7 protein-coding genes are annotated in these 12,674 nt (G+C 64.0%); 2 read left to right on the forward strand and 5 right to left on the reverse strand.

Annotated features, from left to right (window positions below):
- Positions 1-486 precede the first annotated feature (486 nt).
- Genes GRF61_RS20635 through GRF61_RS20650 form a run of 4 tightly spaced genes read right to left on the reverse strand, consistent with a single transcriptional unit; the run spans position 487 to position 9,804 of the window.
- Positions 487-873 (reverse strand): hypothetical protein, encoded by a 387-nt coding sequence (locus tag GRF61_RS20635; protein WP_169152504.1) that lies wholly within the window; start codon positions 871-873, stop codon positions 487-489.
- 5 nt (positions 874-878) lie between these two features.
- Positions 879-2,912 carry a DUF637 domain-containing protein gene (locus GRF61_RS20640; protein ID WP_169152505.1) on the reverse strand — a complete coding sequence of 678 codons (2,034 nt, stop codon included), beginning with the start codon at positions 2,910-2,912 and terminating at the stop codon, positions 879-881.
- A complete protein-coding gene (locus tag GRF61_RS20645; protein WP_169152506.1) occupies positions 2,834-8,107 on the reverse strand; it encodes a filamentous hemagglutinin N-terminal domain-containing protein in 5,274 nt (1,757 codons plus the stop codon). Before GRF61_RS20645 ends, GRF61_RS20640 begins: the two co-directional genes overlap by 79 nt.
- 59 nt (positions 8,108-8,166) lie before the next feature.
- Entirely contained in the window at positions 8,167-9,804 is a 1,638-nt protein-coding gene (locus GRF61_RS20650) for a ShlB/FhaC/HecB family hemolysin secretion/activation protein (protein WP_282447258.1), read from the reverse strand.
- Between the two features lie 490 nt (positions 9,805-10,294).
- On the opposite strand from GRF61_RS20650, the gene GRF61_RS20655 reads away from it, so the two are divergent.
- Together GRF61_RS20655 and metW are read left to right on the forward strand one after the other, a co-directional pair.
- Positions 10,295-11,422, forward strand: a complete 1,128-nt coding sequence (locus GRF61_RS20655; RefSeq protein WP_169152508.1) for a homoserine O-acetyltransferase — start codon at positions 10,295-10,297, stop codon at positions 11,420-11,422.
- 2 nt (positions 11,423-11,424) lie between these two features.
- On the forward strand, positions 11,425-12,003 hold the full coding sequence (gene metW, locus GRF61_RS20660) for a methionine biosynthesis protein MetW (protein WP_133595269.1): 579 nt from the start codon (positions 11,425-11,427) through the stop codon (positions 12,001-12,003).
- A gap of 173 nt (positions 12,004-12,176) precedes the next feature.
- Here metW and GRF61_RS20665 read toward each other — a convergent pair whose 3' ends face one another.
- Positions 12,177-12,494, reverse strand: a complete 318-nt coding sequence (locus tag GRF61_RS20665; RefSeq protein ID WP_133595270.1) for a hypothetical protein — start codon at positions 12,492-12,494, stop codon at positions 12,177-12,179.
- Between the last annotated feature and the right edge of the window lie 180 nt (positions 12,495-12,674).

The following is a 12,674-nucleotide window of genomic DNA, read 5'->3' on the forward strand; positions in this document are numbered from 1 at the left end:
GTTGATTCCAAGCTCGGCGGCGACCGCCGTTTGGCTATGCCCGCGCCCCAGCATTCGAATCACCGTCCGCCGAAGCTGCTCGCGCGCTGCTGGCTCAAGCTTTCTGACATCGATCTTTTCCATGTCAGGAGTATACGACTGTTTTCTATTTTAGGACCTGGTTAATAACAGTTACTAAAAAGTGCGCTGATTCCCGTACATGAAAATTAGGCAGAAACCGCGCGAAAACGGAAGATATTCCGCCAAAGGTTGAAAATCGCATGTACGAAAACCAACCTTCCCCTTGGCATCTCAAAATCAACAAAGAACATTCGAGCCCGATCAATTTTTCTTCTACTCCGGCAACCTATGTCTCTTTTCAATTAATCTAAGATATTGATTTTAATATATCAATTTTGACAATCGCCATTTGCCAATGAATCATTCTTTAGCGCAAATATGAAATATTATTCACCATATTAATAATTAATTTTCATGATTTAAACCTTATTTATGCCTCTCAAGAAACTCAACATCAATTCTATCGACCGCCACTGAAACAAGCCTCCCCTTCAAATAATAATATTCTTTTTGAATAAAATCATCTTGTATAGTAAATCCAACATCGATTCCATCGTCGGAAAGCACGCCATTCAATATATACGAAAAGCCTTTGCCAATTCGATTTAATGATTTTCCCAATCCTTCTGCCTCTGAAACGGAATACTCATTCAATACGACCATTTTTAACACAGCTGGATATACCCCTCCGATTTCTATTGGATAAGGACAAAAACTTGCAAAACATACAATTTTTACCCCTTCGACTATAACAGTCACTTCCTCTTCAATATCACTATTAATTTCCTCCACAATTAAGTCATATGCCATCACACCCTCTACTTTGGATAAATAATCTTTTCAAGGTAGCTTCCACTCATCAGCTTCCAGAAACTATTTCCACTCTCGACATGGATTGTAGTTATAGCTCCATCCGCATTTGTTCCAACAAATCCAAACTTTGCCTGCCCACTAGCCCGATTACCCATAAACTGAACAAACCCCGTGCGGATTTCTCCTTTATATAAGTACTCCACCTTTTGACCATTTTGCATAATATCTCGGCCAATCTGCATATATTCATCTACATTTTTTGCACCAAACTCTGCTCCATGTTTCTCAAAATGAGAAAGAAGCAATGCCTCACTACCAAACTCTTTTGTTGCCTTTGCGCCTACAGCGAGAGGACCAGTAATTGCCCCAACGGCCCCAGAAAAGTGCAATGTGGAGTCAACGACATTCCAAGTCGAGTCCTCCAGGCTCTCCAGTGCTCCTGCCCGATAGTAGTCGACCGCGCCGGCAACGACATCCGCTGGGAGATTCTGATACCGCTCTTGAAGATATTGCTGGACGGACACGGGATCATTGCCCTGGTCAATCGCCGACGTCATGAAATCCAGCCGCTCGCAGGTTCCCACGGCGCACATGATCTTGGCTATCGTCAGTTCAAAATCCTGCTTTCTACTCAGGTTCTGGGCGGATTCGATAACTTGGGCTTCACATAAAGCGTCACCAGCACATTGATGTCGCGCCTCCTCTACCTGGGCTAATTGCAAGGCCGTCAGATAATTATTCACCGCCGCATTCTGCGCAGTCTGTGCGGCCGTCACCCCGTCATGCCCGACTGCCTCCGCCGCCACACCCCCTGCGACCATCGCGGCGACCATGTAGGCAAGCTTGTCCCACTTGCCGAGCTCGGTGCCCGACTCCCGCAGGGACTGCCCCAGGGTGTTGTCCAGGCCGGATTCGACCAGCCCTCCGATCGCCCCCGCCACCGCGTCCCGACCCGTCAGCCCTGCGGCGCCTGCCCCCAGCGCGGCATGGGCCAGCGTTTGCATCACCGGATTCTGGCCGTTGCCCCACAGGCTGCCGATGGAGTTCGCGCCCAGCGCCGCGTAGTCACCCACCACGCTGTTGATGAAGCCGTCCTTGAAGTCGGTTCCCTGGATCGCACTCGATACGCTGGCATTGACCACACCGCGTCCCATCACGCCATAGACCTGATCCCACGAGAAGGAGAGCCCGCTGGTAGCGGTGGTGGAGCCCGCCGCGCCCGGCGCAGCGGAGAGGCCCGCCAGGCTGTTGAGGCTTTGACCGCCTTCGAAGAAGCCGTAGTTGCTCACCCCGGCCGTGATCGCCGAAACAGCGCCGGTCTTGAGCACTTGGCCCCAGTCGACCTTGCCGGTTGTGCCCAATTGCACCGCGGTGTTGCTCGCCATGCCGGCCAGGCTCGCCGAGGCTGCCGCATTGGCCCAGCCGCCAACCGCCCAGGCCGAAGCGGTGCTGGCCGTGCCAGCAGCTGCGCCTGCACCGGCTGCCGTGGTGGTGGTGGTCGTAGCGGCGGTTCCGATCGCTCCGCTGGCCGCCCCGTAGGTCACGATGGCGATGACGATGGCCACGATGATCGCCAGCCCCGCGCCCATGCCCGAGTGGCTGTACTTCCACTGGTCGTGGACTTCCTTCACCCGCTGCCAGTCGATGTCGCCCCGGCTCTCCATCTCCTTCAGCCACGCCAACTTTGGTTCGGCCTCCACCAGCGCATCGATGGTCTGGGTGACCGTCTGCGCGTTGACCTCCGGGATGTCGATCCGGATCTTCCCCGCCGCCTCGATCACCAGGTTGCCCGCGGCCACCAGTTCGCTCTGGCGCAGCGTCTCGTCGGTCCTGCCCTTGCCCTTGGCCGAGGTCCACGCCCAGTTGCTGCTGCTCTTCTCGTGGCTTTCCTGCTTGAGGTCCTTCACCCCTTCGAAACTGATGTCGCCGCCGGCATCCAGCGTCAGGTCCGCCCCGCTGCTCAGCTTGGCGACCTGGTAGCGCTGGTCTTCTCCGCTTTCCAGGGTGAGATTGCCGCCGGCTTCGACGCGGCTGCCCACCTGGGTGAGGGTGGTGATCTCGTCGCGCTGGGTCTTTTTCGCCCCAGGCTGCCTTTCTTCTTCTTGTCGTAGAGGAAGTAGTCCTGGTTCTCGGCCGCCAGCAGCTCAAGGTCGCGTCCGGCGTAGAGATAGGCTTCGTCGCCGGCCTGTGCGGCGCTCGCCACCAGGGTGAGGTCCTGCCCGGCGGCCAGCGTCAGGCTGCCGCCCGCCTCCACTTCGGCCGCCTGCTGGCGCACCGTGAGGGTTTCGGCATTGATCTTCTTGCGACTGCTCTTGTAGTGGTATTCGCTTTGCGATACGTCGGCCGCGGCCGCCAGCGTCAGGTCGTTGCCGGCCAGCAGTGCCACGTCGCCGCCGGCCTGTACCCGGCTGGCGATCACCGCGAGGTCGTTGCCGGCCACCGCCGTCAGGCTGCCGCCAGCGCTGACTTCGGCGCCCAGCTGGGTGGTGCTGGCAGTGGACCAGGTGTGGCGCTTGTCCTGGGTGAAGCGGCTGTTGATCTCTTCCACCGAGGTAATGAGCAGGTCGCGCCCGGCTGAGAGCTGCATGTCGGTACCCGCGCTCAGCACACTGCCGAGGTTGAGCAGGTCCTGCCCGGCCGACAGCGACAGGCTCTGTGCCGCCTCGATGCGCGAGGCCGCATCGACCAGGCTGCCGCTGATGGCGAAGCCTGCGCCGCTGCCGGCGTAGCTGGTCACCGTGCGTTCGTTGATGAGGTCGCCCGCCAGCGTGGTGAGGTCGACGTTGCGCCCGCTCAGGATGCCACCGCGGGTATTGACCAGACTGTCGGCGGCGAGCACCGACAGGCGCTCGCCCGCCTGCATCAGCCCGGCATTGACCACCGTGGTGGCCGCCGCCGAGAGGTTCTCGGTGGCGCGCAGCGTGCCGCTGTTGGCCAGCGTTCCGCCGGTGATCAGCGTGAGTTCGCGGCCCTGGATCAGCGCGCCGGTGGGCGCCAGCCGGCCTTCGCCCTGGGCGAGGTAGAGCACCGGCACCAGGACTTTCTCGCCGGCAACTTCCTGCTCTTCCATCCAGACGATGTCGTGCGTCAGCGCCGCCACCTGTTCGGCAGTCAGGCTTACCCCCACGGAGAGCTGCAGCGCATCCTTGGAGGCGACGGCGTTGTCCATCAGGTAGCGGAACGTCGCTTCGTCGGAGTTCAGCCCGTCCAGGTAGCGCTGGCCGGTGCGGGCCAGCACAGCCTGCTGGATCAGCTTCTGCTCATAGAAGCCGTCGCCGAGGCGACGCTGGGCGTCATCGGTGTCGTAGCCCAGCAGGCCAAGCAGGTAGTCCGAGCTGAGGAAGCTGGAGAGGCTGGTGAGCGCCGGATTGGTCTCGATCAGGTAGCGGTGGCTGGAGGCGGGCGTACCGGCGGGAACGGGCAGCGCCAACGCGCCGTCGTTGCCATCGGCCCAGTGGAACAGGCCGTTTTCTCCGACGGGCAGATTGAAGCCGGGCAGCGCCAGGGGATCGACCCGCTGCTGCGACAAGTCAGGCGGCAGTTGAGCATTCAAGGTAACGATCGCTACCGCGGCGCTATTGCCCACGCTGGTGTCCGCGCTGTGGCTGCTGCCGCTGACTGCTCCGGGGACAGCCACGTCGTTGAGCAGGGAGCCCGCGACCTCCACCGTTGCACTGCCAGCCGCCTGGATGACCGCCGACGCCGCCACGCCTGAGGGTGTGGTAACGGTAATGTCCGACACCAGCTTGTCGGCGAAGTAAGGCGCGATTGGCACCTCTTTGGGCAGAGATGCCGCGTTGTAAGGATGGATGTAAGCGCCGATGAAGCTCTCGTTGGTCCCGTCGGTAACCCAGCCGCTATTCCAGGTGCGGGTGCGCACCGTCGTCCCGGTGGCGGCACCGATATTGGCGAGGGAGCCCGCCTGGATGCTGAGGCCAGCACCCGAGGCGATGGTGCTGTAGCGGTTCTCGACGGTATTCGCGGTGATCGTCAGACCTGCGCCACCCTGGATGAGCGCAGCGGGAGAGTCTTCCACGATGCGGCTTTCGAAGGTCTCGGCGGCGACGTAATCCACGTTGTGGTGATCGCCGCCGCAGTCGTAGCACACCCACCACATCGAGCCGGCCACTTGCTCGCTGGTCATGGCGAAGGCGCTCTTGCGATTGACCAAGGACTGGGTGGCCATCGTCAGAACGCCGGCCGCCTCTATCGAGGAGGACGCGTTGTCGACGAGGGTGGCGGAGCTCCCGTCAGCCATGCCCGCCAGGCCGAGGGCGCCCAAGCTGTAGATATCGGCGTAGCGGTTCTCCAGGCTGGCGAAGCGCAGGCTCATGTCGCCGCCGCTGAAGATCAGGCCGTAGCTGTTGGAAATGGCGCTGGCGCGCAGTTCCAGATCGCCCGCGCTGCCCAGGGTGCCGCGGTTGTCCACACTCCCCGCCCGGAGTGCCAGATCGCCGCCGGCGGTGAGCCGCCCTTGATTGCTCAGGCTACCGGCTACCTCCACGGTGGCGTCGCCGCCCGCGGCAACGACCGCGGTGCTGCCCAGTTGCACCGCGGCGGCGTTCAGTTCCAGGTTGCCACCGGTGGCGAGACGGCCAGCGCCCGAGTAGGTGCCGGTGAGGGTGAGCGAGAACAGGCCATCGCTGGCAAGCAGGCCATCGTTGTGCCAGTCGTCGCCATTGCCCTCGAAGGATTCGGTGGCAATCAAGGCACCGTCGGCCGTCAGGGTGAGCTTGCCGATATTGAGGATGAGCTTGCCTGCCTGCAGGACACTGCTGTTGGTCCACTCATCAGCGCTAAGGGCGAGAGTGCCGCCGCTGGCAAAGCTGCCGCCAACGCCGGCGGCAGTCTGGCTGGTGACCTGGAAATCGCCATCACCCGCGTGGACGAAGCTGCCGTTCTCGTTCTGCAGGGAAGCCGTGGCCACGCGCAAGGCCTTGTTTGCACTCTCGACCTTGCCACCGCGGTTATCCATCGTAGCGGCGACGATCTCGGTTGCATCGTGGCTGCCGACCGCACGCAAGGCACCGTGGCCGTTATCGATCGCGTCGGCGCTCAGGACGAGGTCTCCGCTGCTCTCGATCAGCCCTTCCCGGTTGTCCAGACTGGCCCCCGCATCGATCCCGATGTTGGCTGCACCCAGCGTCCCGCCGCGGTTATCCAGGCTACCGAGCACGGCATCAAGGTCGCCGGCCGCATAAACACTGCCTGCACGGTTCAGGAGCGATGCCGTCTCAAGATGAAGCGGTCCGGCGAGCGCGGCCATGCGGCCGGCGTTGTTATCCAGCAGACCGCCCGCCGAGACGGTCAGACGCTGCCCTTGCAGCACGCCACCGGCGTTGTCCATCTGACCGGCAAGCTCAAGGCTCAGCGCACCGTCCGTGCTCGCTATCGTGCCGAGGCCATTGCTCACCTCTGCGGCCTGGATATCGAGATCCCCGGCAGCAATGACGCTGCCCTCCGCATTGTTCAGCTGCCCGGCGAGCACCATGGCGGCCTTCCCATCGCTCTGCACCACGCCGCTCTGGTTGTCCAGTTCGGCCGCCTGCAACTCGAGCGTCTCGCCACGGCTGTACACCACGCCATCGCTATGGTTGTCGAGCAGGCCGGAAAGAGAGAGGCTCAGCGCCCCGCCGCTTACCACGGAACCAGAGGCACTGTTGTCCAGGCTGATGGCGGTGATGCCCGCAGCGGTATCGCTGGCGAGAACGCCACCGGTGTTGTCGATATCGCCTGCGGTCAGGCGCAATTCGCCGCCTGCAAGCTGCCCGCCGTGGTTGAACAGGCTCTGGGTGAGATCGAGTTCGAGCAGCCCCACCGCGGCAAATACACCACCCTGGTTGCTCAGCTCGGCGCCAGTAAGCTTCATCCCCGCACCGGCATAGACTTCACCGCCATCGTTGTGCCAGCGATCGAAACTGGCGACGAGACTCCCCCCTGCGCTGACCAATCCGCCGCCGTTGCTCAGATCGTCGACGGTATTGAGCCAGAGCCCTCCCACGCTGGCGAGCAAACCGCCATCGCGGTTGTCCAGCGAGGCCACCTCGATGCGCATCTCGCCACCGGCCAGCAGTTCCCCGCCCCGGTTGTCCACTGCGCCGCCGACAAGCTCCAGCTTGTCCAGGGCATGCATCCTGCCGTGGTTTGTCGTGCTCTCCGCGCTTACAGCCAGGGCTCCACCGCTCTGCACCCGGCCCGCGTTGTCGATCTCTCGTGCAGCCAAGGCCATTGCGCCGCCGGCCAGAAGCTCGCCTTCCACCGCCAGGCGGTTCTCCGCTGTAACCTCAGCCGCGCCGCCGGCGTGCACCGCCTGTCCCAGCGTCACATCCTTGGCGGCTAGCGCCACATCCCGCGCCGCCACAGCCCGGTTCAGCGTCAGGCGCCCGGCCGAATCGATGCGGATATCCCCCGCGCTGGCGGCAAGATCGCCAGCCAGCCGCACGCCGACGCCTGCCTCCGTACCCAGCAGCATGATGCTGTTCGCGTACATGCCGCCCAGCGCGGCGCTGTCGATGGCGAGCAGCGGGGCGGCGCCGTCTGCCGCCAGCGCGGTGGCGGAAAGGTCATCGGCGGCGACGTCGTTGCGGCCGGCGATGATGTTCAGGCGCTGCGCGTAGAGCTCGGCGTTGATCTTGGCGCTGCGGGTGATGAGGTCGAACTGGTCGATGTTGCTGGCGTTGAGTCCGGCGCCGTCGATGGCGATCTCGCCGCCGTCAACACGGAAGCCGGCCAGCCGGCCGTCCTCGATGCGCGGCGTGCCGGTGCTGAGGGTGACCCGCGGTGTGTTCAGGAAGCCGCAGCCGTTGCAGCTGATGCCCCAGGGGTTGGCGACGACCAGCCGCGCCGCCTGGCCGGCGATCTCGGTATAGCCCGCCAGCGAGCTCGGCCGCCCGCCGGTGACTTCGTTGAGGATCAGGCGGGCGGCCTCCTTCCCCTGGAGATTCGGGTTGCCGACGATGTAGCCGCCGAGCTGGGTGCTTTGGTAGGCCCCGTTGGCGTTGTTGAGGATGAGGCCCTGCGTGCCGACGTTGTAGTCGTTGAAGCGGTTGTGGGACAGCCCCCGCTCGTTCGGCGCGACGATGTTCACCACCGGTACGCCATTGCCCGCCTGCCCCATCGTGGTGGCGCCGCTGGCGACCGAGATCTGCGCCATCGCCGGCCCCAGGGGATTCAGCGCCAGCGTGGTCATCAGCGTCCAGGCCAGCACCCGTGCGAAGGGCGTTCGCAGGTTCATCGGTTCCTCAAGCGGGCGGACGGCAATTCGGCGGCATGCGTCTTTCATGGCGGGAGGGGTCAGAGAAAGAATTCGAGGCGGAAATGCACCGGGTGCTCGCGCTTCTGCAGGGCATCCGGACGGGCGAGGGATTGGGCGAACATCAGGCTGGCGCGCATGCGCCGGCCGCGGGTGGAGAACTCGATGGCGCGGCCGCTGAGGCGGCCGTGCTGGCCGCTGGCTTCGTTGTAGCGGTCGCGGTCTATCAGGCCGACGTCCCAGGCCAGGGTGACGGCGAACTCGCCCAGCACGGCGGGCAGCCAGTTCGCGGCCTGCTCACCGAACAGGTCCGGCGGAACCGGGTGGCGCCAGCGCAGCTGGTTGCGCCAGTAGCCGCCGCTGTCGCCCGCCAAGGCCTGGTCCTTGTACCCCCGCACGGAGCCGGGGCCACCAACGCTGAGACGGCGAGGACCGTAGAGCACGTCTTCGCTTTTCTGCACATAGGCCAGGCTGTCGAAGGAAAACGCCTGCCCGGCCAGGTCGAAGGGCTGCAGCACGCTGGCGGTGAAGGTGTACTTGTTGTACTGGGCGTGCGCCTCGTCGCCAGCGGGATGGTGGTCGGTACGCCCGCCGAGCGCGGTAATGCCCTGCTGCCAGCCGAGGTCCAGGTTGACGAAGGCCGAGCCCAGCCGCCGGCCGTGGTTCAGCCCCAGCCCGGCCTCGGTGAGGCGCTGGCTGCTGGTGTCCAGCAAGCTGCCTTCGATGTAGTTGCGGGATTCGACCTGGTTGAGGACGGCGTTCACCGAGGTCTTGCCGACGGCGTCGCGGTGGAGCAGGCGCTCCGCCCGCAGCTCGTGGTTGCGGCTGACGCCCGACATCTCGAAGACGAAGCCGGTGGCCTCGTTGGGGCTGCGGTAGTAGCTCTGGCTGTAGGTGTAGGAGAAGGTCCACCAGCCCCAGGGCAGGCTGTAGTACAGCATGGCGTTGTCGGATGCGCGGGCGCGGTCCTCCCGGGCGTTGGCACCGGCCCGGGCCATGAACTGGTCTGCCAGCCCCAGCGGCGAATCCAGCTCCAGCCCCACCGCCCACTGCTGCTGCCCGGTGCTGCGCTGACCGTCGTTGTGGCGGGTGAAGGAAAGCCGCCAGGGCTTGTCCGGCTGGTTGGCGATGACGGCCTTGCTCCCGCCCACGGTTTCACCGGGTGTCAGCTCCACGGCCGCACGGTTGGAGGGCAGGCGGTTCAGCTGATCGACCAGTTGCTCCAGCTCGCGGAGATTGAGGAATTCGCCCGCCCTGCCCGGGAAGGCCATCTCCAGTTCAAGTCCGCTCAGTCCACTCCCGTCTCCCGGCGCCACCCCTTCGAGGCGCCCTTCGACCACCACCACTTCCAGCGTACCGCTGCCCAGGTCCTGCTCGGGCAGATAGGCGCGGGAGGTCACGTAGCCGCGGTCGATATAGAAATCGGTGATGTTGCGCAGCAACTCGTTGAGATCGCCCGCGGCCAGGCAGCGCCCCTCGAAAGGCGCAATCAGCCGCCTCCGCGCCTCTGCGTCTGGCAGGGTGGCGCCTTTCAATTCGATGCGGCGGATGTCGAAACACTGCGTCGGGACGGGCGCGGTCGGCTCCGCCGGCGCCGGCGCAGCCCCCGGCAATTGCCGCAGTTCCCGCAGCCTGCGCTCCTGCTCCTCGAGCAAGCGCTCCTGCCTTTCACGGCTCATATCCAGCTCGCCGGGGAGCAGCGCCTGGGCATGCAAAGAGCTAAGGCCTGCGAGGCAAAGCCCCAGAGCCGCAAGGCAGCGCTTCGCGGTCGCGTGGATGACAGGAAGATGATGAGAAATGAAAGACGGCACGTCAGCAGAATCCAGCAGCAGGGGCCATGACTCGTCGCCCGCGGGGACTCGATGACAGGCTTGGGGAAAGTGAGCGCTTACGAGGTGCGCATGCTTACAGCACAGAGACACAAGCCCCATGACATATGTCAACGCATTAACTGTTTGTGGAAATTGATGCGTGATTTTTGTCACGCGCGGCATAACGCGCTGCCGCGGCCCGCGCTGGTTTGACTTTTCCGCCCCCCCGCGCTAACGTCCCGCCACTTAGCGCCGATTTGAACCACAGCTTGCGGGCGCTCAATAAATCCGGCTAAAGCGAGGGCGACCCAGTCCGCGTTTCCTAGCCGGCTGGGTTTTTTGTTTTCTGAAGCCGAACATGACCGCACCCCAATCCGTCGGGATCGTCGCGCCGCAGACGGCGCACTTCGCCGAGCCGCTGCCCTTGCGCAGCGGCGGCACCCTGGCCGGCTACGACCTGGTCTATGAAACCTACGGCACGCTCAATGCAGACCGCAGCAACGCGGTGCTGGTGTGCCATGCGCTGTCGGGCTCCCACCATGTGGCCGGCGTCTATGCGGACGAGCCGCAGAACGTGGGCTGGTGGGACAACCTGGTGGGGCCGGGCAAGCCACTGGATACCCGCAAGTTCTTCGTCATCGGGGTGAACAACCTCGGCGGCTGCAATGGCAGCGCCGGGCCATGTGCGCTCAATCCAGCAACCGGCCGGCCCTGGGGCGCGGACTTTCCCTTCGTCACCGTGGAAGACTGGGTGGATGCCCAGGCGCGGCTGGCGGACCGCCTCGGCATCGCCCGCTTCGCTGCGGTGATCGGCGGCAGCCTGGGCGGCATGCAGGCGCTTTCCTGGACGCTGCAATACCCGGAACGGGTGGGCCATGCGGCGGTGATCGCCTCGGCGCCCAAGCTCACCGCGCAGAACATCGCCTTCAACGAGGTGGCGCGCCAGGCCATCCTCAGCGATCCGGACTTCCACGGCGGCCACTACTACGAGCATGGCGTGGTGCCGGCGCGCGGGCTGAAGCTGGCGCGCATGGTGGGCCACATCACCTATCTGTCCGATGACGCGATGGCGGAGAAATTCGGCCGCAGCCTGCGCCACGGCAAAGCGGTGTACAGCTATGACGTCGAATTCGAGATCGAGTCCTACCTGCGCTACCAGGGGGACAAGTTCGCCGGCCATTTCGACGCCAACACCTACCTGCTGACGACTAAGGCGCTGGACTATTTCGACCCCGCCTTCTCCCACGGCGGCGACCTCACTGCCGCCCTGGCGCGGGCGCAAGCGGACTTCCTGGTGGTCTCCTTCACCACCGACTGGCGCTTCTCGCCGGCGCGCTCGCGGGAGATCGCCTACGCGCTGATGCATAACGGCCGCCGCGTGAGCTACACCGAGATCGACTGCCCCGCCGGCCACGACTCCTTCCTGCTGGACGACCAGCAGTACCACGCGGTGCTCACCGCCTGGTTCGACCGCATCGAGGTGTGAGCATGCGCTACGACTATGAAGTGATTGCCGAGTGGATCGCGCCGGGGGAGAAGGTGCTGGACCTGGGCTGCGGCGACGGCAGCCTGCTGCGCCACCTGGCCGAAGTGCGGCAGATCTGCGGCTACGGCGTGGAGAACGATCCGGAGAAGCTGCTCGCCTGCGTGAAGAACGGGGTGAACGTGATCCAGATGGACCTGGACAAGGAGCTGGAAGGCTTCGAGGACGGCTTCTTCGACCACGTCATCATGAGCTTCTCGCTGCAGGCGGTGCACAACACCCAAGGCGTGCTGGCGGAGATGCTGCGGGTAGGCCGGGAGGCGGTGGTGAGCTTTCCCAACTTCGGCTACTGGCGCCACCGCCAGAGCATCCTCAACGGCCGCATGCCGGTGTCGGAGAGCCTGCCGCACCAGTGGTTCAACACGCCCAACATCCGCTTCTTCACCATCGCCGACTTCGAGGCGCTGTGCGAGCGCAACGGCATCGCCATCCGCGAGCGCCTCGCCTTCGACGAAGGCAAGCTGGTGCTGGACGAGCCCAACTTCCTGGCCAGTGCGGCGGTGTATCGGCTGGGACGGGACTGAGCGGCGACGGACCGGAAAGCCTGCGGACGCGAAACGGCTACTGGCTGCCGCTCGGCAGCCGCGCTCGGTTTCAACGCATGGAAAGTCTGGAACCGGGAAGTCTGAAAAGACGTTGCGCGTGGCGATCGCCCCCGTGATCGCCACGCGCCGCCGGCCGTGCCGCGGAGCGCGCTTCAGCCGACGATGAAATTGGGCACGTCGATACGGATGACCGGTCGTGGCAAAGCCACCGCAGCCGCGACGGCGAAGCGCCGCGCCCACTCGCCCGGATCCCGGAAACGCGCCTCGCCCCCGTACTTGGCCACGTTCAGGATCATGTCGAGCACCAGGACCTTGCCCATCGGGTTGGACGGCGTGCACTCCAGTGCATCGAATTCGTCCGCCAGCCAGGTTCTCGCATCCTCCTTGCCCATCCCCGCCATGTCCGCCGCAGCGACGGCGAATTCGTATTCCCGGTCTGCGCCGAAAGATACGATCACGACTTGCGTCATGACGGGAGTCCTCCTCCTTTGGTCTGGATTCAACGACCCAGTGCGGGCATTGTCGACAAGCGACATGTAGGGCGCAAGCAACGTATCGAAATGTGTTCACCGGTAACGAGCGGCCGCGATACGCGGGGCCTCGCGCGGCAGCCCCGCATTGCAGCCCTACGGGGAGCGGGGTCGCCGGGG

This window comes from Azoarcus sp. TTM-91 (genome assembly GCF_012911025.1).
In the GTDB taxonomy this organism is placed as follows: Bacteria; Pseudomonadota; Gammaproteobacteria; order Burkholderiales; family Rhodocyclaceae; genus Azoarcus.

Bases quoted from the DNA above. Each gene is read 5' to 3' on its own strand.
- GRF61_RS20645 (WP_169152506.1), bottom strand. From the start codon at position 8,107: ATGAACCTGCGAACGCCCTTCGCACGGGTGCTGGCCTGGACGCTGATG.
- GRF61_RS20650 (WP_282447258.1), bottom strand. From the start codon at position 9,804: ATGAGCCGTGAAAGGCAGGAGCGCTTGCTCGAGGAGCAGGAGCGCAGG.
- GRF61_RS20655 (WP_169152508.1), top strand. From the start codon at position 10,295: ATGACCGCACCCCAATCCGTCGGGATCGTCGCGCCGCAGACGGCGCAC.
- metW (WP_133595269.1), top strand. From the start codon at position 11,425: ATGCGCTACGACTATGAAGTGATTGCCGAGTGGATCGCGCCGGGGGAG.
- GRF61_RS20665 (WP_133595270.1), bottom strand. From the start codon at position 12,494: ATGACGCAAGTCGTGATCGTATCTTTCGGCGCAGACCGGGAATACGAA.